This window comes from Clostridium sp. Marseille-P7770 (assembly GCF_902143525.1).
Taxonomy (GTDB): Bacteria; Bacillota; Clostridia; order Lachnospirales; family Lachnospiraceae; genus Pilosibacter.
This window is the reverse complement of the sequence record NZ_CABFVC010000004.1, coordinates 142397-167063: the sequence shown is the minus strand read 5'-3', so window position 1 is coordinate 167063 and position 24667 is coordinate 142397. Positions and strand designations below refer to the sequence as shown.

General features: G+C 50.6%; 20 protein-coding genes. 16 read left to right on the top strand and 4 right to left on the bottom strand.

Features of this window, described 5'->3' with window-relative positions; genetic code table 11:
- Positions 1-226 precede the first annotated feature (226 nt).
- Positions 227-1444, top strand: a complete 1218-nt coding sequence (locus FN001_RS10960) for a pyruvate kinase (protein WP_243121996.1) — start codon at positions 227-229, stop codon at positions 1442-1444.
- 307 nt (positions 1445-1751) lie between these two features.
- On the opposite strand, the gene FN001_RS10955 is transcribed toward FN001_RS10960, so the two are convergent.
- Together FN001_RS10955 and FN001_RS10950 are read right to left on the bottom strand one after the other, a co-directional pair.
- The gene (locus FN001_RS10955) at positions 1752-2900 is read right to left on the bottom strand and encodes a glycerate kinase family protein (protein WP_142411847.1); all 1149 of its coding nucleotides are present in this window, start codon (positions 2898-2900) and stop codon (positions 1752-1754) included.
- A gap of 59 nt (positions 2901-2959) precedes the next feature.
- Entirely contained in the window at positions 2960-4405 is a 1446-nt protein-coding gene (locus tag FN001_RS10950; protein ID WP_142411846.1) for an amidohydrolase, read from the bottom strand.
- A 493-nt stretch (positions 4406-4898) separates the two neighbouring features.
- Between FN001_RS10950 and FN001_RS10945 the strand changes: the two genes are divergently transcribed.
- From FN001_RS10945 to FN001_RS10935, 3 genes are all read left to right on the top strand, one after another.
- On the top strand, positions 4899-5603 hold the full coding sequence (locus tag FN001_RS10945) for a response regulator transcription factor (RefSeq protein ID WP_142411845.1): 705 nt from the start codon (positions 4899-4901) through the stop codon (positions 5601-5603).
- Positions 5600-7045 carry a sensor histidine kinase gene (locus FN001_RS10940; protein WP_185911903.1) on the top strand — a complete coding sequence of 482 codons (1446 nt, stop codon included), beginning with the start codon at positions 5600-5602 and terminating at the stop codon, positions 7043-7045. Before FN001_RS10945 ends, FN001_RS10940 begins: the two co-directional genes overlap by 4 nt.
- A 105-nt stretch (positions 7046-7150) precedes the next feature.
- Positions 7151-7597, top strand: a complete 447-nt coding sequence (locus tag FN001_RS10935; RefSeq protein ID WP_142411843.1) for a hypothetical protein — start codon at positions 7151-7153, stop codon at positions 7595-7597.
- A gap of 237 nt (positions 7598-7834) precedes the next feature.
- Here the strand turns inward: FN001_RS10935 and FN001_RS10930 are convergent, their stop codons facing one another.
- Complete coding sequence (locus FN001_RS10930) at positions 7835-8563, bottom strand: phosphatase (RefSeq protein WP_118297442.1); 729 nt, start codon at positions 8561-8563, stop codon at positions 7835-7837.
- Between the two features lie 204 nt (positions 8564-8767).
- Between FN001_RS10930 and FN001_RS10925 the strand changes: the two genes are divergently transcribed.
- The 7 genes from FN001_RS10925 (at position 8768) to FN001_RS18125 (ending at position 15202) form a co-directional block, all read left to right on the top strand.
- Positions 8768-9664, top strand: coding sequence for a S1 RNA-binding domain-containing protein (locus FN001_RS10925; RefSeq protein ID WP_118321723.1), 897 nt, complete (start codon positions 8768-8770; stop codon positions 9662-9664).
- A gap of 67 nt (positions 9665-9731) precedes the next feature.
- Complete coding sequence (locus FN001_RS10920; protein WP_142411842.1) at positions 9732-10451, top strand: GTP pyrophosphokinase; 720 nt, start codon at positions 9732-9734, stop codon at positions 10449-10451.
- 96 nt (positions 10452-10547) lie between these two features.
- A complete protein-coding gene (dtd, locus tag FN001_RS10915; RefSeq protein ID WP_118321724.1) occupies positions 10548-11003 on the top strand; it encodes a D-aminoacyl-tRNA deacylase in 456 nt (151 codons plus the stop codon).
- Between the two features lie 29 nt (positions 11004-11032).
- Positions 11033-12424 carry an aminopeptidase gene (locus FN001_RS10910; protein WP_142411841.1) on the top strand — a complete coding sequence of 464 codons (1392 nt, stop codon included), beginning with the start codon at positions 11033-11035 and terminating at the stop codon, positions 12422-12424.
- Positions 12425-12814: 390 nt separating this feature from the next.
- Positions 12815-14002: a trigger factor gene (gene tig / locus FN001_RS10905; RefSeq protein ID WP_185911902.1), complete on the top strand. Its 1188-nt coding sequence runs from the start codon at positions 12815-12817 to the stop codon at positions 14000-14002.
- A gap of 79 nt (positions 14003-14081) precedes the next feature.
- Complete coding sequence (locus tag FN001_RS10900; RefSeq protein ID WP_118513729.1) at positions 14082-14873, top strand: HAD-IIB family hydrolase; 792 nt, start codon at positions 14082-14084, stop codon at positions 14871-14873.
- Between the two features lie 182 nt (positions 14874-15055).
- The gene (locus FN001_RS18125) at positions 15056-15202 is read left to right on the top strand and encodes a hypothetical protein (RefSeq protein ID WP_182426457.1); all 147 of its coding nucleotides are present in this window, start codon (positions 15056-15058) and stop codon (positions 15200-15202) included.
- Between the two features lie 109 nt (positions 15203-15311).
- Here FN001_RS18125 and FN001_RS10895 read toward each other — a convergent pair whose 3' ends face one another.
- Positions 15312-16640 (bottom strand): N-acetylmuramoyl-L-alanine amidase family protein, encoded by a 1329-nt coding sequence (locus FN001_RS10895; protein WP_142411839.1) that lies wholly within the window; start codon positions 16638-16640, stop codon positions 15312-15314.
- A gap of 409 nt (positions 16641-17049) precedes the next feature.
- On the opposite strand from FN001_RS10895, the gene FN001_RS10885 reads away from it, so the two are divergent.
- From FN001_RS10885 to FN001_RS10865, 5 genes are all read left to right on the top strand, one after another.
- The gene (locus tag FN001_RS10885) at positions 17050-19026 is read left to right on the top strand and encodes a thiamine pyrophosphate-binding protein (RefSeq protein ID WP_142411837.1); all 1977 of its coding nucleotides are present in this window, start codon (positions 17050-17052) and stop codon (positions 19024-19026) included.
- Positions 19027-19189: 163 nt separating this feature from the next.
- Positions 19190-20143 carry an NAD-dependent epimerase/dehydratase family protein gene (locus FN001_RS10880; protein WP_142411836.1) on the top strand — a complete coding sequence of 318 codons (954 nt, stop codon included), beginning with the start codon at positions 19190-19192 and terminating at the stop codon, positions 20141-20143.
- A 171-nt stretch (positions 20144-20314) separates the two neighbouring features.
- Positions 20315-21274 carry a glycosyltransferase family 2 protein gene (locus FN001_RS10875; protein WP_118513719.1) on the top strand — a complete coding sequence of 320 codons (960 nt, stop codon included), beginning with the start codon at positions 20315-20317 and terminating at the stop codon, positions 21272-21274.
- On the top strand, positions 21271-23469 hold the full coding sequence (locus FN001_RS10870; RefSeq protein ID WP_142411835.1) for a glycosyltransferase family 2 protein: 2199 nt from the start codon (positions 21271-21273) through the stop codon (positions 23467-23469). Before FN001_RS10875 ends, FN001_RS10870 begins: the two co-directional genes overlap by 4 nt.
- Positions 23466-24452: a glycosyltransferase family 2 protein gene (locus FN001_RS10865; RefSeq protein WP_118530011.1), complete on the top strand. Its 987-nt coding sequence runs from the start codon at positions 23466-23468 to the stop codon at positions 24450-24452. Before FN001_RS10870 ends, FN001_RS10865 begins: the two co-directional genes overlap by 4 nt.
- Positions 24453-24667 lie beyond the last annotated feature (215 nt).

Here is a 24667-nt window from a genome sequence, read left to right as displayed (position 1 = left end):
GGAAGCAATCATGTACAAAATTCGAAACGGATGTTTTGCCATGTTTGAAAACTGTTTTTACGAAATTCGAATAACCGATGGTTCCTGCTCGGAAAATCCGGGATTGCGAAGGATCGTTGATGCAACTGCGCAGAGTTACCTGTTTACCAGATGTGAGTGACAAGTGCGATACCTTATGTTATTCTTGGAACAGAATGGTTATCAGGAGAGTGGGGGAAGAATTACAATGGTAAAAATCTATGGAACACTGGGGCCTGCATGTCAGGATGAAAAGATCCTGACGGAAATGTTTGCGCTTGGAATGACCGGAATGAGGTTGAATTTATCCCATGTGACACTGGCAGAGTCCGGGGAGCTGATCGGGAAGATGAAGTGGGCGGCAGAATCATGCGGGGTGAAGCCGCAGCTCCTGATCGATCTTCAGGGACCGGAGCTTCGCACAGGGGCGGTTGCGGAGCCAATCCTGCTGAAGAATGAAGAAATCGTGGAGATCTGTGCGGCGGCTGATTGGAAGACTGAAAATGAAAGAAATGACAGATGTGGGGATATGGATCTGATTCGTTCAGCAACGGATCAGAAAGATCAGAAGGTTGTTGAATTTTTAGAAAAAAACAGCAGAGAAGAATTAACGGAAACGGCCGATAAAAAGAAAAACAGTGAAAGTTCGCCGGTGCAAAACCGGACATCTGCTCAGAGGATGTCTGCCCGGATCGAGCTGCCGGATATTACGATCCCATACCTGATTCCAGGGCAGGAGATTCTCCTCGATGATGGGAAAATTCACCTGAAGGTTGTGGAAAATTCGGAGAATATAAAGCCGGGAAGTGGAGAAAAACGGAGATATTTCGCAAAGGTACTCTGGGGTGGACTGGTGAAGAGTAGAAAGAGTGCAGCATTTCCGGGAGCGAAGATCAATTCTCCGACACTGACAAAAGCTGATCTTGAAAATATTCGGCTCGCGAAAGAGATGGGCGTAACAGGAGTCATGCAGCCGTTTGTGCGGGGACGGGAAGATCTGGAATGTGTAAAAAATGCTCTGCAGGAAGCCGGAGCTGAGGATGTGAAGCTTTTTGCAAAGATCGAGAATCTGGACGGAGTACGGAAACTGGAAGAGCTGCTTCCGGGAGCCGATGAGATCGTAATTGCCAGAGGAGATCTTGGAAATGCGGTCCATCTTTGGGACCTTCCCAGTGTGCAGAGAGAAATCTCGCAGAAATGCCAGGCGACCGGAAAACCGTTTATGGTGGTGACGCAGATGCTTGCGTCCATGGAGCGGAACCCTGTTCCGACCCGCGCGGAGGTGAATGATATCTTCCACGCGGTGCTGGACGGCGCTTCGTCCGTTATGGTGACTGGGGAGACTGCGGCCGGAGATTATCCGGTGGAGGTGATCCGGTATCTGGTCAATACGGTGAGAAGTGCGGAACTTGTGAGACACGGGTAGAAAAATGAAGTCAAAAGGCTCTATATCGATCGGTGGTGGATTCCTGGAATCCCACCAGATTATTGATATAGAGCCTTTATTTACGCGAACAACGAGCCAATGTCCGCGCTTGCGCGAGACCTTGGCAACTGTCCGGATAGATCCGGAAAATATGTGGAGTAACGATGCAGTTCAGTGCGGATCAAAGTGGATTGTCTGCGCTGACCGGTGTTTGGTGGAGACAATACCGGGAACGGTTACGGTTGCGGCAGCGTTTTTGGATTTCTCATGCAGGTCCATACAGATTCCGTAAATGTGAGAACAAAAATTACCGGAGTTGCTCCTGACTGCCCGCGAGGAAAATCCGAAGAACATTTTCAGCAGTCCGCTCCAGATTCTCCTTTGCATGCTCCATGGCCTCTTCAAGTGTTATGATGCCGGGGACAGTATCGAAGATCGCGTCGATCCCAAATTTATAGAGAGCTTCACAGCCCTCGCCTTTTGCACCGGCGATCGCAACGACAGGGACGTTCCTGATCTTTTTTGCGCGGGAGGCAACGCCAACCGGGACTTTTCCGAGTGCGGACTGGGAGTCGATCCGGCCTTCTCCGGTGATGACGAGGTCTGCGAGTTTCACGTGCTCATCGAAATTTGTGAGATCCAGGACGAGATCAATCCCGGAACAGATCATAACCGGAAAATACGGGATAATTCCGCAGAGAAGGCCGCCTGCAGCACCGCTGCCATCGGTTTCCGCTGTGCTGCATTTCAGTTGATCTTTTAATACAGATGCATAGTGATCCAGAGCTGAATCCAGGATCCTGACCTGATCAGGAGTGGCTCCCTTTTGCGGACCGAAAATGGCAGCGGCTCCGGAAGATCCACAGAGTCGGTTTTTCACATCGCATGCAATGACAAATTCACATTCGCTTGCCTCAGTCAGCAGACCAGCTGTGGAGATCTGAGCAAGTTCGCTTAGATGAACACCGCCAGGGGCGAGTTCTTTTCCGGTCTTGTCGAGAAAGGAAATTCCAAGCGCCTGAGCCAGTCCGGCACCGCCATCGGTCGTGGCGCTTCCTCCGAGACCTAAAATGATCTTTTTTACGCCATGTTCCAACGCATGTCGGATCAGCTCTCCGGTTCCGAAGGTGGAAGCGCGAAGAGCATCCCGCTCCTTAGGCTTTAACAAGGTAAGTCCGGAGGCTGCCGCAGTCTCGATCACAGCGCTCCCATCCGGCAAAAGTCCATATTCGGCTGTGATAGCCCGTCCCAACGGATCATGCGCGGGAACGCGGACCTTTGTTCCATTCATAGCTGCAACGAGAGCATCTACAGTTCCCTCACCGCCGTCAGCGACGGGAATTTTCGTGACAGCCACATCGGGGAACACGGATTTTGCGGCAGATTCGATGGTGTCAGTGACTTCACGGGCAGAGCAGCTTCCCTTAAAGGAATCCGCGGCGATCAGTATATTCATGGTTAATTCCTCCTGAAATTGAAGCAAAGATGCCAGGGCAGATCCTCTTTATATGAATTTTAGTATGTATCAAGCGGCGGCTGCACGGAATCCGGCAGCGGGCAGGTGTAGTGTCCGCCGTTTCGCTTTGTGACTTCCTTCTTTGCCGCTTCGATCACGTCCGGGCGGTCCATCGTGCGGATGCAGGAGAGAGCCAGGACTTTTGCGGCAGTCAAGAGACCTTTGTGGGCCAGCGGGCTGCAGGACTGGGCAACCATCTGCCAGGAATGTCCTACATTTCCGACGCACGCGGTAGCAATGTTGATGTTTAAGGTCGGTGCTGCATAGCCGACATCGCCGACATCGGTGGAACCGGCGGTCAGTTTGATCTTATCCGGGTTGAACGGATGGATCTCGGAATCCAGCGGTTTTTCGAGGATCTCTTCGAGACGGTCTTCCCCGTAAGTCTCGATGATCTGTGCGCGGATATTTTCCATTGTGGTTTCCGGATAGGTATTTAAGAATTCTTTCGCCATCGCGTAATCTGCATCATCCCATTTCGGAGCACCGACTTCCTGTAAACACTCATCGGCAACTTTTGCGAGGGCATTGTTCGGAAGGTATTCCGTGAATGCCATGGAAAGTTCACACTCCACGGAGGTATCGGTCATGATGGAGGCGCCGCGGGCAACGTTTTTCACGCGCTCGAAGAGATCTTTTACCTGGTATACCCACGGGGAACGGACCTCGTAGCGGATCGTTGCGTGATCCTGGACAACGTTCGGGGCAGTTCCGCCTGCATCAATGTAGGCATAATGGATTCTTGCCTCCGGGATCATGTGTTCTCTTAAGTAGTTGCAGCCGACGTTCATGAGTTCTACGGCATCCAGAGCGCTTCTTCCGAGATACGGGGTCGCGCCGGCATGGGAGGCAACGCCTTTAAAATAGAAGTTTGCACCCATGATCGCATTGCTGTGGTTGCATTCGACGGCGTTTTTTGTTGCCGGATGCCAGGAGTATACGAAATCAACGTTGTCGAACATTCCGGCGCGGGCCATGAACTGTTTGGCACCGGCACCTTCCTCAGCAGGGCAGCCGAAGTAGATGATCGTTCCGTCTTTCTTATTTGCGATCAGGTATTCTTTCACAGCGATCGCTGCTGCGAGCGCACCGGTTCCGAGTGCGCAGTGACCGCATCCATGGCCGGGAGCGCCTTCCGTCAGAGGTTCTTTGTGCGGATCTGCTGCTTTCTGGCTTAAGGATGAGAGTGCATCGTACTCTCCGAGAATTCCCATGACCGGTTTTCCGGTTCCGTAGGAAAAGGTTCCGGTAAAGCAGGTCGGGATTCCGGCGTCGCCCTCGGTCAGGGTAAAGCCTTCGTCTTTTAAGATGGATTTTAACAGGGCTGCTGATCTTGTCTCGTGGAAAGCGAGTTCCGCGTATTCCCAGATCTTATCGTTGGCATCCAGGATTTTTGCAGATTTCTCGTCGATCACACGGGTGAGAAGTTCCAGGTCTTTGTTCATGTGGGGTCCGTCCTTTCTTTTAGGGTGTGGGCGATGCCGGAGTCTTTTACACTGCACCGCATTATAGGGATAGTTTACTACAGTTTCTGGAAAAGTACAATGGGAAATATGATATGATTGTATTGGCGAAAGTACGCGGTGAGCTTCCGAGCAGGAGCACTCAGGGATGCGGGGATGGTTCCTCTAAGCTCCCGGGAGACTGCTAAAGACGGAAAAAAGATGACACAACTCGCTGCGCTCAAACAAGTGTCATCTTTTTTTCAACGCAGTCACCCGGGACCTAAGAGGAGCCAGATCCCCGGATCAAGGTGCTCCTGTTCGGAAGCTCACCGCTGGTAGTTATTGGGAAAATGGAAAAAGCACAGAGGGCAATACTCCTGTGTCTTGCGGCAATTCTGCGGCAGATATTTACCATGCGAGGAAGAACGTGATATAATCGTGACAGTAATGCGAGAAAACTATCTGGATAGATAAAAATCAGGAGGAAATATGTATGTCAAAACTGATCTATGTCGCGGATGATGAGAAAAACATCTGTTTTCTGATAGAGAATTTCCTGGAAAAAGAGGGATATGAGGTGGAGTGTTTCGGGGACGGAGAGTCTCTTCTGGAGGCGTTTGAGAAAAAAGCTCCGGATCTCTGTATCCTGGACATTATGATGCCGGGAATGGACGGACTGACGGTCTGCACGCAGATCCGGAAGACGAGCCATGTTCCGATCATCATCGTTTCCGCAAAGGATTCCCCGCTGGACCGCATCACGGGGATCACTCTCGGAAGTGATGACTATATGGTGAAACCGTTCCTGCCGCTGGAACTCGTGACGAGAGTCAAAGCGTTGTTCCGCCGCGTGGATGCGTTCTCCGGACAGGAGGAAGAGTCGAAGGATTCCTATGAGATCGGGGATATCAGACTTTACCCGAAGCGCCGCGCTGCGAAGTTAAAGGATGAGGATTTTGCCCTGACTCCGCTGGAATTTGATTTTCTGTGCCACATGCTGGAGCGGAAGGAACATGCGGCGAGCCGCGATGACCTCTTAAAATCCCTGTGGAAGGTGGACAGCAAGGAAGTAGACACGAGAGCTGTGGATGATATGGTGAAACGTCTCAGAAAGAAGCTGAAGGACCAGAAGAGTACTGTGAAGATCGAAACGGTATGGGGATATGGCTTCCGCCTGACGAGTGGAGGAGAGGAATGAAATTAAGTATCCGGATGAAGATCTTCCTCCCGGTGATGCTGCTTTTGATCGCGTTTCCGGTGGCGGCATGGTTCGTGTTCAGCTATGCGCTGGACGGACATATGAGCTACAATGCGAAACGAGATCTGGGGCAGATGGTGAAGACTGTGGAGGAACTTACGGAGGAGTACAGCAACGTGGATGTGCCGGATGAGAACAGCGCACAGGATGACCGCGGAAGTCTCCTGAATGCCCTGAGAAACTCGGCGCAGACGGAGCCCGGTGAGACGAAGATGCTGGTGATCGGAAAGAATTACCGCGTACTGTATCCGAAAAACTACGATGATCAGCCGGAGATGACCCAGATGTACTCGGAATTCCTGATAAGAATGACAGGAAATGATCCTTCGTTTGAAAGCGGGGAGATCTCCGAGGAGATGATCGGAGATACGAGATACATGCTCTATTTTCTTGATGTGGGGCAGAAACGGTCGGGGCGTGTCCAGAATATCCTGCTGTACTGCCCGATCCATGATACAAGCGTGATCTTACATGAAGTGTCGAGACTGGTGCTCATGATCATGGGAGTCATGGCGGGAGTCTCCATCGTGCTGTTCTGGTTTGTAGCTGGAAGTATCTCAAATCCGGTGAGCCGTCTCTGTGAGGCAGCGCGCGGGATCGGCGAAAAGAAGTTTAAAAAGGTGGAGACCGGGACAAACGTAAAAGAGCTTTATGAACTGGAGAATGAGATCAACCAGATGCAGGACAATCTTTTGAAGGCGGACGAGGCGGAGCGCGTCTTTTTCCAGAATGCGTCCCATGAACTCCGCACCCCGCTCATGTCCATCAGCGGCTATGCCCAGGGGATCCAGCGAGGTGTCTTTGAAGATACATCCCAGGCAGCAGGAGTGATCCTGGATGAGAGCAGCCGTCTGACGGAGGTGGTCGACGGGATCCTGACGCTCACGAGAATGGATCAGATGCGCTACCAGGTCGTTCCGGTGGAGCTGGGGATCCGGGAATATATCGAGGATCAGATCGAGCGGCTGGAAGGTCTTGCTTACCAGAAAAAAATAAAACTGGAATTTTTGCCGGGAGACGAGCATAAGATTATCTCGGATGTGATGCTGCTCGGGCGGGCGTTCTCAAATGTGACATCAAACTGTATCCGCTATGCAAAGGAGACGGTTCAGATTTCTGTGGAAGAGTCGGGGGATCAGCTGAAACTTACGATCCGCGACGATGGACCGGGGATTGCAGAGAATGATCTGCCGCATCTGTTCGACCGTTTTTATAAAGGAAAGAACGGAAATCACGGGCTGGGGCTTTCCATCGCGAAACGTTCCATGGAATATATGGGAGGCGATATCGCGGCAGAAAGCTCGCCGGACGGTGCCGTGTTTACGATCATACTGCCGCAGGATTGCCGCAGCTTTGCCGTAGAAGAATGGACGGAAGTGTGATAAGATGGTAACAGTTCAGAGGAAGGATTCTCTGTACACGAAAACATGGAAAATATCTGCGGATTTTTGGAAATCTGTTATCAGCTTACATCACAGGAGGACACAATGATGAAGAAGATTTTATTTTTATTCGGTCTTCTGGTATGTCTTGCGGGAATGCCGCTTACGGCCTTTGCGGATAATAAGACTGCGAAGCAGACGTATGAGACAGCAATCTCAGACAACTGGAAAACGATGTTAAAGAACAGTATCGCTCTGGATACGATCAATGCGGAGAATAATACGCATCTGCTGGAATGGCAGGATGTGAAGAATCCGTCGGATGAGGCGGTAAAGCTTGTGGATAAGATCCAGAAGCTCCAGGCGGAGCAGGAAGAAGATCAGGAGAGTATGGACCCTTACACAAAGGCGAAGAAATCCTGTGACGCGAAATTAAACGCGGACGGCGCGAATGCGGCGCTCGAGAACATTATCCGGATCCAGAAGGACCGTCTGAGCGATCAGAAGGAACTGCAGGCGCTGTGGGCGAAGGTTGATAAACTGTTAAAGTAGAGCGCAGGTTCAGCTCTGAAAACCGCCTGCCCGGTGGAACAAAGATCTGACAGGAACGTGTTCCGGTGAGCAGGTCCAGAAAAATAACCTGAAACATGGTTTCTTACGAAAGAAAAACGGCTGTGAAGAAAAGAATCACTTCACAGCCGTTTTTGTGCTCATTTTTCTGTAAAAAACATCGGTTTATGGATCTCGCTGGCGGGGCAGGAGAATTTCTGCCATTTCGATACGAGATATTCAGCCCTGAAAATCCGCCAGGTCCGGGATATATTCCTTCAGGATCTCCGGGTGATAGTTCGCGATGAGTGTTTCCGGGAAGTTTAACTCTTTTAAGAGGGCCTCCGCGCGCGCGTGGTCGCCGACCGATGTCGTAAAGTGTGCATCGCTGTTCATGATGACCGGAACCTTGTAGCTGGCGCAGAGCGGGAGAATGATCCTGTCATTTTCATATGCGTGGATGCGGGAACCGCCTGGTGTCAGGGAGGTGTTGTTGAGCTCGATCATGCGGTGGTTGTCCTTTGCGGCTTTTACGACCGCCTCATAGTCCAGTGGAAATTTTCCATCATCCGGATGTCCGAGGATCGTGACATACGGATTTTTTAACGCTGTGAGCACCGCGAAGGTGTTGTCTTCCATTGTTCCCGGTTTCAGGCAGAGGTCATGGAGACTGACGACTGTGTAGGATAAGCGCTTTAACATCCGCTCTGACAGGTCGATGGTCCCGCTGTAGTCCACGATGTTTAATTCACATCCGAATAAAAGACGGACACCCTCTAAGACCGGCGGGATCACATTGAAGTTGCAGAATTGCATTTCCCCGCAGCTTCCCGGCATGGACGGGGCGTGCTCGGTGATGCCGAGGATCGGCAGGTTCTTTAATGCAGCGGCATGGACCATCTCCGTGATGGTTCCGTAGGCATGTCCGCTCGCGATGGTATGGGTATGCAGATCAGCATAATCTTTCATGGTAAATGCCTCCAAAAATATCAGAAAATTCCTACCTGTGTACAGTAATCACTATGCACATTTTATCATAAAATTTTTATGAAAACTATGGCAAATATTCACAGAATATGGTTAAATAGAGGAAGAAATTATCATCCATTCTTATGGCCTTTTTATAGAAATAAGCGGAATAAAAATGGAGGATGAGAAAAGGAGAGATGAAATATGGAATCCATGGACGATTACAAAGAGGAGTTAGAAGCTTCCCTTAAAAAAATTAGAGTTGGCGATGTTGTGACTGGTACCGTGCTTGATGTGACAGATGACGCGGTGATCGTGGACTTAAAGACCTACGCGGACGGCGTGATCCGCAAAGAAGATCTGAGCGAAGATCCTGATTTCAACATGGCGGAGATGATCCATCCGGGTGATGAGATCACGGCGACCGTGATGGCGACAAATGACGGGGAAGGAAACATGGTCCTCTCCAAAAAGGAGGCAAACCAGGTCCTTGCGTGGGATAAACTGAAGACCATGATGGAAGAGCGCACGGTCGTTCCGGTAAAGATCTCTGAGATCGTAAACGCAGGTGCTGTCGCATATCTGGAAGGGATCCGCGGCTTTATCCCGGCTTCCCGCCTCAGCGACGAGTATGTGGAAGATTTAAAGGAATTCGACGGAAAGACGATCGAAGTGACCGTGATCACGGCAGATGAGGAGACACACCGTCTCGTATTATCTGGACGCGAGGCAGCGAGAGAGAAAAAACAGGAAGAGACAAATAAAAAGATCGCAAAATGTGAAGTCGGCGCTGTCATGAACGGCACGGTCGAGACCTTAAAGGATTACGGTGCATTTGTTGAGCTGGAAAACGGACTTACCGGTCTCCTTCACATCTCCCAGATCAGCACAAAGCGGATCAAACATCCGGGTGCGGTGCTGAAAGAGGGACAGAACGTAAAAGTAAAGATCATCTCCACCGCGAACAACAAGATCAGTCTGTCCATGAAAGAGCTGATCGAGGAGGAAGCGGAGAGAGAAGCTGAGGACACCTACGGATATAAGGAAGAAGGTCAGGCAAGCACAGGTCTTGCGGATCTCTTAAAGGGTCTGAAGCTGTAGCAGGAAAGCGTGAAGACATGGTCGCATGGACGGAACGTTCCCGGCTGCAAAGAAAGGGGGCGTCAGCATGACGAAAGAGTCTGGAGGGTTTGATCAGATCGATCAGTGGAAATCAACGATGTTTTTATACAGCTCCGCGTTAAAATCCATCAATACGAAGATCGAGATCTTAAATAATGAATTTATCCAGTTATACAATTACAACCCGATCGAACACATCACTTCCCGGTTAAAGACGCCGGAGAGCATCGTGAAAAAGCTGAAGCACGATGGATGTGAGGTCACGATCGATAACATGGTGGAGCACTTAAACGACATCGCGGGGATCCGGATCATCTGTTCCTTTATGTCCGATATTTATCCCATCGCGGATATGATCGCCAGACAGGCGGATATTACAGTCCTGCATGTCAAGGACTACATTAAATATCCGAAGGCGAACGGATATAAGAGTTACCATATGGTGGTGACGATCCCGGTCTATCTGTCGGAGGGAAAGAGAGATACGAAGGTCGAGATCCAGATCCGCACCATCGCGATGGACTTCTGGGCGTCCCTGGAACACAAGATCGCTTATAAGTTTGAGGGAAAGGCTCCGGATTATCTGGAACGGGAGTTAAAGTCCTGTGCAGATATGGTGGATATGCTGGATATGAAGATGTTCTCCTTAAACCAGGCGATCATGGCCGTCGAGGAGGAAGAGCGCAGGCGTGAGGTAGAAAAGCGCCGCGAGCGTGAGAAAGCAGAAAGAAAACAGGAGGAACTTGCAGGAAACGGTCCGACATAGACCGTTTTCGGCTGTTTTGATGACAGAAAGTTCCAAGACGAAAGATCTGCACTCCGGAAAAGCGGATGCAGAGCGGCCAGTCTGGAGGAAAGATAGATGAGAGTCGTACTACAGAGAGTAAAACATGCGTCGGTACATGTGGACGGGCGGGAGACCGGTTCCATCGGGCAGGGATTCCTGATCCTTCTCGGTGTATCTGATGAGGATGATGAGACGATCGCAGATAAAATGGCGGACAAGATCTGCAGACTCCGCATTTTTGAGGATGAGAACGGAAAGACGAACCGCTCTCTTCAGGATGTGGGCGGCGAGATCCTTGTGGTGAGCCAGTTTACACTGTATGCAGACTGCCGGAAGGGCAACCGTCCGAGCTTTACCGGTGCAGGAGCGCCGGACCATGCGAACCGTCTCTATGAATATTTTATGGAACAGTGCAAAAAGCATGTGGAAAAAGTGGCGCACGGGGAGTTCGGAGCGGATATGAAGGTGGATCTGCTGAATGACGGACCGTTTACACTGATGCTGGACAGCAAAGAGCTGTTCCCGAAATAAGATACTATTACATACGGAGGATTTTTAGAATGAACGGCAAAGATCTTGAAAAAGCACTTCTCTGGGAAGCTCCGCATATCGGCGAAAAAGCGCCGGAGCAGATCCCGGAGGCACAGGATTTCTGTGAGGGATATAAGACATTCTTAAATGAGGGAAAAACAGAGAGAGAATGCGTGAAAAAGGCAGTTACACTCCTGGAAAACGCAGGATATCAGAAATTTGACTCGAAAGCTTCCTACAAAGCAGGGGATAAGATCTACTGGAACAACCGGAAGAAGGCGATCATTGCTTCCACGATCGGAACAAAAGATCTGAACGAGGGACTGAGGATGAACGGTGCCCACATCGATTCCCCGCGCCTGGATTTAAAACCGAATCCGCTGTTTGAGAAGGATGAGATCGCATATTTAAAACCGCACTATTACGGCGGGATCCGCAAATACCAGTGGGGGACCGTGCCGTTATCCATGCATGGCGTCGTTGTAAAAGCTGACGGAGAGGTCGTTGAGATCTCCATCGGCGAAAATGAGGGCGATCCGCAATTCTGCGTGACAGATCTTCTCCCTCATCTTGCTTCCGAACAGAACGGAAGAAAGCTCGCAGAAGGTTTAAAGGGCGAGGAACTCAATATCATCATCGGTTCGATCCCGTACCATGACGAGGAGAACGAGAAAATCAAAAATCCGGCAAAGCTTCTTGCGATGAAGTTACTGAACGAGCGCTACGGGATCACGGAAAAAGATTTCACCCGTGCGGAGATCGAGATGGTCCCGGCATACAAGGCAGTCGATATCGGACTTGACCGCGGACTTGTGGGAGCTTACGGCCAGGATGACCGCGTCTGCGCGTACACAGCTCTGATGGCGGAGATCGGGACAAAGAATCCGGAACACACGACATTTACGATCCTTACGGACAAAGAGGAGATCGGTTCTGTCGGGAATACGGGACTTCACTCGGACTATGTCCATCATGCGGTCGAGGACCTCGCGGAGAGCTTAGGGGCGGACACAAAGACTGTGCTGCGCCATTCCATCTGCCTTTCTTCCGATGTAAACGCGGCTTATGATCCGACGTTCGCGAGTGTATACGAGAGCAGAAACTCGAGTTATGTAAACAAAGGCTGCGTGCTCACAAAATATACAGGCGCGAGAGGAAAGTCCGGCAGCAACGATGCAAGCGCGGAGACGATGGCAAAGGTCATCGGCATCATGGAAGAGAACGGTGTCTACTGGCAGACCGGTGAGCTCGGTGCAGTCGATGCGGGCGGCGGCGGAACGATCGCCCAGTATGTGGCGATGATGGATGTGGATGTTGTGGACCTCGGCGTTCCGATCCTTTCCATGCACGCACCGTTTGAGCTGGCTTCGAAGCTTGATGTATACAATACATATAAGGCGTTCTGTGCGTTCTATAAATAAATGCGGATGACGGCTGGACCGGCAGGAGCTGTGTCCAGGAGTCGGAAGGACATTTCTAACGCCCCGTTTTGAAAAAATTGAAACATTATTGAAAAACACTCTGGAAGAGATCCTGATGGACGTAAGGCATGGAAGATCTTTGCAGAGTGTTTTTATTTACGCGAACGACGAGCCAAAGTCCGCGCTTGCGCGAGACCTTGGCGACTGTCGCGATAACAAGGGGAAACTCGTGAAGCGTTTTTTCACTTGTTTTCTAACACATGTCTTAAATTTCTGTGAACACTCTTTTTTTTCGCGTGACGGTATGTTAGAATGAGTATTACGCGCGGATGTTCCGGAAAACGGGAGACACGCGGGAAATATGAGACAGAATGGAAGGAAAAAGAAAACATGAAAAAAATCATAAAAGCAGGTCTCTGTGTTGCAGCAGCGGCTGTGATCGTAACAGGATGCGGAAATAAGAGTCAGAACACAGAGAGCAGCTCTGCGTCTGAGGAGCAGTCAGCAGCTGCAACTGTTGAGACGGAGACAAAATCCGAGGAAGAGCTTCACGACGAGGAGAGCGTGACTCTCGGAGATTATAAGAACCTGACTTATTCTGCAAAGGTAGAGGAAGTGACGGATGAACAGGTCCAGACAAGATTAAAGGAGCTCTGCGCAGAGTATCCGGTAACGATCGAGGGACGCCCGGCTGCGGAAGGCGATACCGCGAATATCGATTATTCCGGAACAAAGGACGGCGTTGCGTTTGACGGCGGAACTGCAGAAGGTTACGATCTGAAGCTTGGAAGCGGAACTTTCATTGACGGCTTTGAGGACGGTGTGATCGGCATGAACGTCGGAGATGAGAAAGACTTAAACTTAAAGTTCCCGGATAACTACGGAAGCGCAGATCTTGCAGGACAGGAAGTCGTATTCCATGTGAAATTAAACCAGTTAAAATCTGAGTCTGAGAGCAATGTGGACGATGACCTCGCAAAACGTTATTACAACGATGATACAGCGACTCTTGATCAGTTAAAAGAGGAAGTGTGTGCGGATCTTCAGGCGGAGGCCGACAGCCAGTTCTTCAACGCAGCCGGAAGTGAGCTCTTAAATGAAGTGATCAATAACTCCGAAGTCACAGCAGATCCGGACGCTGTTGATGATATGTTCAATCAGTTAAAGACCACATACTCCAGCTATGCGAGCAGCTATGGTCTGGACTTTGACCAGTTCCTCAGCATGTTCCTCGGAACGGATGAGGATGGACTTCGCGATACTGCTGAAAACCTTGTAAAACAGCAGCTCGTTTTAGACGCGATCCAGGCACAGGAAAATCTCTCTGTGACTGAAGATCAGAAAGATAAGCTCGCTGTTATGAATTACTTCAAGAATGCAGCGCAGATGACGGCAACATACGGTGAGGACTCCGCAAACCAGATCTTTGATATGGGTGCTGTCTACTACTACCTGATCGACAATTCTACTTACGTTGAAGCGCCGGAGACTACTGCAGAGACAACGGAAGCAGAGAATATCTTAGAAGAAGCAGAGACTGTTGCAGAGGAAAGCGAAAGCAGTACGGAAGCAAAATAATATGGACAGGAAATGGTCCGGCTATTTTGCAAAGTGCTGAGCAGAGATGCTGACAGCAGAAATGCGATAAGAGAACAATATGAAAAGAAAAGCATTATTTTTTGACATTGACGGAACGCTCTTAGTGGATGCGTCGAAAGAGCTTCCGAAGAGCGCGGCGGCTGCGATCACCGAGGCGCGCCGCGCCGGACATCTGATATTCATCAATTCCGGGCGGACGAGATGCCTGATGAAGGACGTTGAGGGGAAAGTACCGGTCGACGGTTACCTCTGCGGATGCGGAACCTACATAGAAGCGGAAGGAAAAGCCCTGCTTCACAGAAAAATCTCCGCGAAGCGCCGGATGGAGCTCCAGAGAGCGATCCTCGCGTGCAGACTCGACGGGATCCTTGAGGGACCGAAGGTTTGTACGGTCCAGGTCGGCGTCTCCCACATGGAAGAGATCGAACATGTGAAGAACGTTGTATATAAAAACCAGGGACTTGCGAGCGCAGACTGGAACACGGAAGAAGTCGATTTTGACAAGTTCTGTGTTCTGGCGGATGAGAATAGTGATGCGGAGAGCTTCTTAAAGATCCTGGCGCCGGATATGACCGCGATCGACCGGGGACACGGACTCTATGAGTGTGTGCCGACGGGCTATGATAAGGCGACGGCGATGGAAGTGATCCTGAAACACTATGGGATCGCGAGAGAAGATTCCTACGCCTTCGGTGACAGTATGAATGACCTGGCGATGATCCGCTATGCCGGAAACAGCATCATCATGGAAAAACACGCGAAAGGCCTGGAACCTTACGCGACCTTTATCACGAAGGACGTGGAGGACGACGGGATCGCATGGGCATTTGAAAAACTTCATATCATATAAAAGATGAGTTTTGCGGCAGTTCTGCTTTTGAGTGGGACTGTCGCTTTGCGTTTTCGAAAGCTGTCGAAACTTGCGTTCAAAAACTACTTTTCAATTCTGGAAAAATGTATTATATATTTAAGAAAAAGGAAGCAGACGCGGGAAAGGGCGGCTGCGGACGAGGCGTAAGGGGGACGAAAACAATGAGCATGGAACGACATTACAAAAGTGCTCTGGAAGAAGAAAACCAAAGGCTTCGCGAAGAGAACGACAGGCTGATGGACATTGTGGTACAGATGAAAGGTACACTGAACCGCCTGGTAAAAGCGTATATTACAGAAAGTAAATAGGAGAATGCGGATGCACAGAACTGATCGGGCAGCCGTGGATAGAAATAACCGCGGATGGCTGCGAAAGGCAGCAGGTCCGCGGTTATTTCGCAGGAATTCAATGCCCTGTTTACTGGACGACACCGGCCGTATTTACAGTCCAGATCGTTCCGTTCGCATCTTTGATATCTTTATATCCACGTCCAAGCTCCGGTTTCGCTGTGGAAGTGGAGGAAGCGGACGCTTTCTGTACATTTCCGGCTGTTCCGACAAGGTAGGTGGTGCCGTTTAAGTCCGCCGGTGCATATCTCTGATCGGCAGTGGCGTCCTGTCTTTTTCCGTATACATAGAGGATGCCGTCGCGGAGTCCATGGTATCCCTGACCTTTCTTGTCACCGTCGGTGTGGAAGAACCAGTTCTCGGTCTCACCCGTCTCCTCATTGAAGATCGTCTGTTTTCCTGTCTTCATGATGCCGTCCTCGCCGAAGCAGAAGTTCGCGATCTCATCGTTCGCCACATTCACGATCTGTCTTCCGGTCTGCATGATGCCGAGATCACTGAAGGCGTATTTTTTTGCGTTGATCGTGAAGAGGGAATTCCCCTTTTTCGCGGAAACGTATGGTTTTCCTGCTTTAAAGCAGAAGGTGTACACCTCATCGGCTTCGTGGATCCCGGAAATCCCCTCAATGGAGTGAAAACCTTCGGCGCGTTTTCCGTCCCCGGACGGTCCGTAGTACTGATAATCTGTGACGTTCGGGACGGCTGCATTGCTGCCGGTCGCGTCCGCATCGCTCCCGGACGGCATCAGGACCCAGCCTGTCTGCATTTTTCCGTCGATGAAGGTGTAGTAATTTCCGTCGATCTTCTTGTCATACTGGGTAGTCACCATCTTTCCGTCGGAGTTAAAGTAGTACCAGCTCTCAGAAGATCCCGGCACATGACTGTTTTCCTCCAGACGGATCCATCCGGTCTTCATCGCCCCGTCTTTTTCTGTTCCAAGATAGTAAGTAGCTCCGTCGATCTCCGTCTTTCCTGTCGCCATATGGCCGGACTCGTCAAAATAGTACCATTTAGAGTCAAATTTTACCCATTTGGAGACAGCGGACTTTCCATCCTTTTCGAAGTAGTACCAGAAGGTATCGGGAGTCTCCGGGGAGTCCGGATCTTCCTCATTCTTTAATTCTACCCATGCACTTGTCACCATTTTTCCTTCGCTGTCCACATAATACTCGTCGATCTTCGCATCGGTCACGATCTGACCGTTCTCACCAAGATAGTACCAGTCTTCCCCGCGCTTTCTCCACGCATCGGTGGTGAGGTATCCGTCTTCATCGTAATAGACCTTCGCATCTCCTTCTGTCACCCAGCCGTAGGATGCGGCGTAAGCCGGCAGCCCGGAGACCATTGTCATGAATGCTGCTGCGGATAAGACAGCGGCGATCTTTGTCTGTTTTTTCATAATATCCTTCTCTCCTTTTTGATATGAAATCATACTCTTGTCCGGCAGGTCAGAAGCTTGTGGACAGGACGGATCGGCAGCAGCTCCTGAGATCATGCCGTACAGTTGTTTTTGTTTACCGGCTGATTATAACAGTCTGTGATGACGGAATTCCAGTGTGGGTTCCTGGCATATCTGGAACACCGTGGAAAGGATTTCACCGGGTGGAAAAAACGGAAAACAAAGGAGAAAAAATGCCCCGGGGATCCCCTGAAAACCCTGTTAAAAACATGATTTACTGGACTGTATGCGGTTCGCATGGTATAATCGAAAAAGGTATACCCGGCGCAGACTCAGCCATGTGTCTGGGGGAAAAGGAAGGTCAATATGGCTGGAATCTGACAGTTTGAGAGAGGAGAAGGTTTCACTTATGAGAATGAAAGTTTCTGATTATATTGCCCAGAAGCTGGTAGACGAGGGGATCACCGATGCATTTATGGTGACCGGAGGAGGTGCGATGCACCTGGATGACGGACTCGGACATCAGCCGGGACTTCACTGCTATTTTAACCACCATGAACAGGCATGCGCCATTGCTGCGGAGGCGTATGCGAGAATCCACAACAAGATCGCCGCGCTCTGCGTGACGACAGGCCCTGGCGGAACAAATGCGATCACGGGCGTTGTCGGCGGCTGGCTTGACTCGATCCCGATGCTCGTTTTATCCGGACAGGTCCGCTACGACACGACGGCCCACAGCACAGGTCTGGGGATCCGCGCGATGGGAGATCAGGAATTTGAGATTACAAAGGCGATCGACTGTATGACAAAGTACAGTGAGATGGTGCTGGATCCGATGCGGATCCGTTTTTGCCTGGAAAAGGCCCTCTATCTGGCACAGACAGGAAGACCTGGTCCGTGCTGGCTGGACATCCCGTTAAATGTCCAGGGCGCGTATATCGAGACGGAATCCTTGCTGGGATTCGATAAAGATGATTACGAGGCGGGCGGCACCGGCTGGTCCGGACATGGAACAGGATGTTCCGGATGCACGATCTGCATGATGAATAAAATTGAAGGAAAACCGGCGATGATCCCGTCTGATGTGAGCGGACAGGGAGAAAAACGCGTGAAACTTCCGGACCCTGTGACAGTAGAACAGGCGAGAGAAATCTTAAAGAAGGTCCGCGAGGCAAAACGCCCGGTGATCAATGCCGGAAACGGGATCCGGATCGGAAAAGCGTTTGACGTATTTACAAGAGTCGTGAAAAAGCTCGGGATCCCGGTCGTTACCGGCTGGAACAGCATCGACTGCATGTACGATACAGACCCGCTCTATGTGGGACGTGCCGGACATATGGGCGACCGCGCTGGAAACTTTGCGGTTCAGAACAGCGACCTCTTATTATCGCTGGGAAGCCGTCTTTCCATCCGCCAGGTTGGCTACAATTACCCGACATGGGCGAGAGCAGCGTATGTGATCTACAATGATATCGACGCGGAAGAGTTAAAGAAACCGACGGTCCACGTTGATATGCCGGTCCATGCGGACGTGAAGGATCTTCTCGAGAAGCTGGAACTCGTTCTCGATGAGGAAGAATTTGATCCGGACGGCGGTGCAAAGGACAAAGAGGCAGTGGACAGCTGGATCCGTCAGTGCCAGACTTGGAAAGAAAAATATCCGGTCGTTCTGCCGAAACATTATGAGGCCGGAGACGATGAGCCGGCGAACGTCTACGCGGCGATCAAGGAGATCAGCAAACGCGTGGAGGAGGATGTGATCACGGTTGTGGGCAACGGCTCCGCGTGCGTGGTAGGCGGACATGCCTATGAGATGAAGAAAGGACAGCGGTTTATCAGCAACTCTGCGATCGCTTCCATGGGTTACGACCTCCCGGCGGCGATCGGTGCATGGGTGGCGGACCATACAAAGGATATTATCCTTGTGACCGGTGACGGAAGCATCCAGATGAACCTTCAGGAACTTCAGACGATCATCCACCATCATATGGGGATCAAGATCTTCCTGATCAACAACGGCGGCTACCACTCCATCCGTCAGACCCAGAAGACCCATTTCCATGAGCCGCTTGTCGGAATCGGCGTGGACAGCCATGACTTAAGCTTTCCGAGTATGGAGAAACTTGCCTGGGCTTACGGATATCCGTATGTGGCAGCGCATCACAACAGCGAGCTTGGTGCTGCTGTGGAGAAGACACTTGCCATGGAAGGTCCGGTGATCTGTGAGATCTTTGTTGATATAAAGCAGGGATTTGAGCCAAAGGCATCTGCGAAGATGCTGCCGGACGGAACGATGGTATCCGTACCGCTTGAGGATCTTGCTCCGTTCCTTCCGGAGGAAGAACTCAAGGAGAATATGTATATCCCGCTGGTGGAAAATAAGTAGGTTTATCAGTGACGCAGGTCTGCGCACTTGCTGCGCTGACCTTAATAAAGGATAGGAATGAAGGCAAAAATCCCATCGGCGCAGCCGATCCGGAATGGATTTTTGCTCGTAGCTGTGAAGGTACTGAACAGCTGCGTTTGTCAGAGGAAAGGGGCAGCATAATATGAATATCATCATGACAGGCGCGACGAGTTTTGTCGGCGCGGCGACAGTTCGGGAACTCTTGCGGAGAGGACATACGGTGACTGCCATCGCGCGCCCCGCGTCCTCAAAACTCGGCACGATCCTTGACGGAAACGAGGAGGCGCTTTTATCCGGGCGGCTTCTCGTGACTGAAAACGATCTCTCCGAGCCGGAACAGCTTCTGGAAAAAGTGACAAAGCCGCAGGATGTCTTCTGCCACTTCGGCTGGGGCGGTTCCGGAAGTGCGTCGAGAACAGACCGGGCGCTTCAGGAAAAAAATCTGGAGATCTCCCAGGAGACGATCCGGACTGCGAAGGCACTGGGATGTAAAAAGTTCCTGTTCTCCGGATCCCAGGCAGAATACGGAATGCACCGGGATCTGATCACGGAGGAGACGGTCTGCGAGCCGAAATCCCTCTACGGCGAAGCGAAGCTCGCGATGCGCGAAAAGGGCGAAAAGCTCTGTGGGGAGCTCGGTCTGCGTTACATTCACGCGCGGATCTTCAGCGCCTACGGACCGGGAGACCACCCGTGGACGTTAGTCGAATCCTGTCTGGACGCATTTTTGAACAACAGGGAGATGTCCCTCGGCGCCTGCACACAGAACTGGAATTTCCTCTATATCGATGATCTGGCGAGAGGAATGGCGGCGCTCTGCGAGGCGGAGGAAACGGCATTTGAGGGGATCTCAAATCCTGTCTTTAACTTCGGAGGCGCGGAGACAAAGGTATTAAAGGATTTCGTGGAGGAGATCCATACACTCTGCGACGGAAAGGGCGAAACCCAATACAATACCCGCGGGGAAAATGCGGAAGGTCTGATCAACCTGATGCCGTCCATTGAGAAATTAAAGGCGGTGACGGGATGGAAGCCGGAAGTCGACTTTAAGACCGGCATTACCCGGATGATCGCACTCAGGAAAAGGACCGTATAGAGAGGAAAAACGGGGAAACTCGGGCAGGACCGGCTGCGGTGGTGCATAGTGGATCCGGATCGACAAAAAATGCCGTGAACACTGCCCGGTATTGACAAAACAGAAAAAATGGTTACAATGATAAAAGTTAAAGATCAGGTAACAATTATTTAAGGAAGAAGAAAATATAACATGAAAAAAATCAGCGTTTTGATTCCATGCTATAACGAGGAGGAGAATGTCGTTCCGATCAGTGAAGCGGTCATCGGCATCATCACAAAAGAGCTGCCGCAGTACGACTACGAGCTGGTCTTTATCGACAATGACTCCACGGATAAGACGAGAGAACTGCTCAGGATGCTCTGTGCAAAGAACCCGAAGATCAAGGCGATCTTCAATGCGAGAAACTTTGGACAGTTCAACTCCCCATATTATGGAATCCTTCAGGTAACCGGTGACTGCGTGATCTCCATGGTCGCAGATTTCCAGGATCCAGTGGAATTGATCCCGAAGTATGTCCATGAATGGGAGAATGGCTATAAGATCGTTATCGGGATCAAGACGAGCAGCAAAGAAAATCCGGTCATGTACTGGCTCAGAAGCTGCTATTACAAACTGATCCGTAAATTGTCTGATGTAGAGCAGATCGAACATTTCACGGGATCCGGTCTCTATGACAGACAGTTTATCGAAGTGTTAAGAAATTTGGATGATCCGACTCCGTTCCTTCGCGGAATTGTCGCGGAGCTTGGATTTAAGAGAAAAGAGATCCCGTATGAACAGCCGAAGCGCCGCGCGGGGAAGACTCACAATAACTTCTATAAATTATACGATGCGGCGATGTTAAGCTTCACCTCCTACACGAAAGCGGGACTGCGCCTTGCGACATTCTTTGGCGCATTTTGCGGCGGGATCAGTTTTCTTGTCGGAATGGTATATCTGATCATGAAGCTCCTCTACTGGGACCGCTTTGCGGCAGGTATGGCGCCGCTTCTGATCGGAATGTGTTTCCTTGGTTCGGTCCAGATCTTCTTTATCGGACTGCTCGGCGAGTATATCATGAGCATCAATACCCGTGTGATGCACCGTCCGCTTGTTGTCGAGGAGGAGCGGATCAATTTTGACACGCCGGCTGCGCAGGAGGAAGTATGAAATACAGTGTTGAAGTGATGAGAGTCCGTGAGCAGACGATCCAGTTAAATGGCTGGGCTGTGGAAAATGACCCGGATTCCGTGATCACATACCGGATCGAGGACGAAGCGGGGAATCCGGTGGATGCGAAGATCGTTCCGACAAGGCGGGACGACGTGAGCCAGATCTACTACAAAAAGATCATCGACCGCGATCTCGGGTTTGATATCCGTTTCCCGTATGAACATGGAAAGATCTACTATCTTGTAATCTGCGGGGAGAAGAAGACGACCCGCGTGAAATACAGCGATATGATGATCCGCAAAAAGACAGGAGCGGCGAACCGCAAAGTCCAGAAACTCATGAACCTGATGAATATGGAGACGGTTCATGTTGCCTGGGATTTTCTGAAAGAGAATGGTCTGAAAGCCCTGATCTTAAAATCAAAGCATAAGATCCAGGGAATCGATGACGATTACGACTACGCAGAGTGGTGGAATCTCACAAAACCGTCGGAGGAAGAGCTGGAAGCGCAGAAAAAAGAGACCTTTGAGTATATGCCGAAGTTCTCCATCGTGATCCCGGTCTATAAGACTCCGGAGAAGTTTTTAAAGGAAATGCTGGATTCCATCGTGGAGCAGACCTACGCGAACTGGGAACTCTGTATCGCGGACGGCAGCCCGGCAGGAGAGAGCGTTGAGAATGTATTAAAGAAATATGCGGAGAAGGATTCGAGGATCCGGTATAAGGTTCTGGGCGAAAATCTCGGAATTTCCGGTAATACCAACGCGGCTCTCGAGATGGCGGAGGGCGATTTTGTTGTCCTTGCGGACCATGATGACCGTCTGACACCGAATGCGCTCTTCGAGTGCGCGAAAAAACTGAATGAAAACAGATCATGTGATGTCCTCTATTCCGATGAGGACAAGCTGGATATGGATGGAGATGAACTGTTTGACCCGCATTTTAAGCCGGATTTCAATCCAGACCTTCTGACGAGTGTCAACTATATCTGCCATCTGTTCGTGGTGAAGAAAGAACTGCTTGATAAAGTCGGCGGTTTTCGGGCGGAGTATGACGGAGCCCAGGATTATGACTTTATCTTCCGCTGTACGGAGAATGCAGAGAAGATCTGCCATATCCCGAAGGTCTTATACCACTGGCGCTGCCATCCGAATTCCACGGCGAGCAACCCGGAGAGCAAGCTTTACGCCTTCACAGCCGGTTCCCGCGCGATCATGGACCACTATAAGAGAGTGGGGATCGAGGCAGAGAAAGTGGAAAAAGGCGTGGACTACGGCATTTATCACACGACATTTAAGATCAAGGGAGATCCGCTTGTCTCCGTGATCATCCCGAACAAGGACCACACCGTCGATCTCGACAACTGTATCCGCCCGATGCTGACGGAAGGGACGTACAAGAACCTCGAGTTTGTCATCGTGGAGAACAACAGCACGGAACAGGCGACATGGACTTACTATGAGAAGATCCAGAAGGAATTCCCGAATGTACACGTTGTCCGCTGGGAGCGGGAGTTCAACTACTCCGCGATCAACAACTTCGGCGTACAGCATGCAAAGGGCGAATACCTTCTGTTCATGAACAACGATATCGAGCTGATCGCAAAGAACTTTGTCGAGGAGATGCTTGGCTTTGCCCAACGAGAGGACGTCGGAATTGTCGGCGCAAGACTTCTCTATGAGGATGATACGATCCAGCACGCCGGCGTTGTCATCGGATTCGGCGGCATCGCGGGACACACGTTTATCGGACTCCACAAATCCGAGAACAGCTACTTCAACCGGGCAATGTGCGCTCAGGATTACAGCGCCGTCACGGCGGCCTGCATGATGAGCAAACGCTCCGTATTTGACGCCGTGGGCGGATTTACGGAGGAACTTGCCGTCGCATTCAATGATATCGACTACTGCATGAAGGTCAGAAAGCTCGGAAAACTCGTGGTCTACGCTCCGTATGCGGTACTGCATCATTACGAATCGAAGTCCCGCGGTCTTGAGGACACTCCGGAGAAAGTGGCGAGATTCAACCGCGAGATCGCAACCTTCGCGAAGCGCTGGCCGGATATCTTAAAGAACGGAGATCCTTATTACAACCCGAACCTGACGCTGCGGAAATCAAATTTTGCTCTGCGGGACCTGAAAAAGGAGAAGATCGGGGAACCATATAAACTGGAGGTACCGTTAGACGAATGAAGACAACGATCATAATTCCGAATTATAACGGACTCTCGTTTATGGAACCGTGCTTTGAGGCTCTGGATAGACAGACGACAAAGGATTTTAAGATCCTTGTGGTGGACAACGGATCCACGGACGGAAGTGTGGAGTGGCTGAAGGAGAAACAGATCCCGTCGATCTTTCTTCCGGAGAACACCGGCTTTTCCGGTGCGGTCAATGTCGGGATCAAGGCGGCGGATACTCCGTATGTGATCCTCTTAAATAACGATACGAAAGTGGCTCCGCACTATGTGGAAGCGCTGGAGCGGGCCATGGACCGGTCGGAGAAGATCTTTTCCGTCAGCAGCAAGATGATCCAGATGTATCATCCGGATCTCATGGACGATGCCGGAGATATGTACAGCGTTCTCGGCTGGGCATTCCAGCGAGGCGTTGGACGTCCGGAAGGTCTTTATAAAAAAAGCTGCCGCGTGTTTACGGCCTGTGCCGGCGCGGCGATCTACCGCAGGGAAGTGTTTGAGACAATCGGATACTTCGATGAGATGCACTTCGCGTACCTTGAGGATATCGATGTGGGATACCGGGCAAAGCTTTACGGATATGACAATGTGTTCTGTCCGGAAGCGGTGGTGTACCATGTGGGAAGCGGGACCAGCGGTTCCAAATATAACTCCTTCAAGGTAAAGCTTGCGGCGAGAAACAATGTCTATTTAAATTATAAGAACATGCGTGGATGGCAGCTTCTCTTAAATTCTCCGTGTCTTCTGGCCGGTACTTTTGTGAAATTCCTGTTCTTTAAGAAGATGGGATTCGGAAAAGATTATGTGGCCGGGTTCCTTGAGGGGATCAGAACGCTGAAGAACTGCAAGCGTGTTCCTTCCTTTAAGGGAAGATTAAAGCGGGAGATCGGGATCCAGATCGAGCTGATCGCCGGCACCGCGGTTTATATTTATGAGTTTTCCAGGAGACAGGCAGCAAAGCTGAAAGTCAAAGCCTGAATTGCAATTCAACGGTTGTTGCAGTGCGCGGACAGGGAATGTCCGCGTACTGTAACCGATATTTTACGGAAATCTCAGATTTTCTTAAGAAAACGTTTATTTGCAAACAGGAAAAAATTATGTATACTATGTATGCATAATTTTACGATGGCGGTACTATGCTCTGACCGGGCTGTCACCATTACAATGCTGCAGGATAAAAAACTGGCAGCATT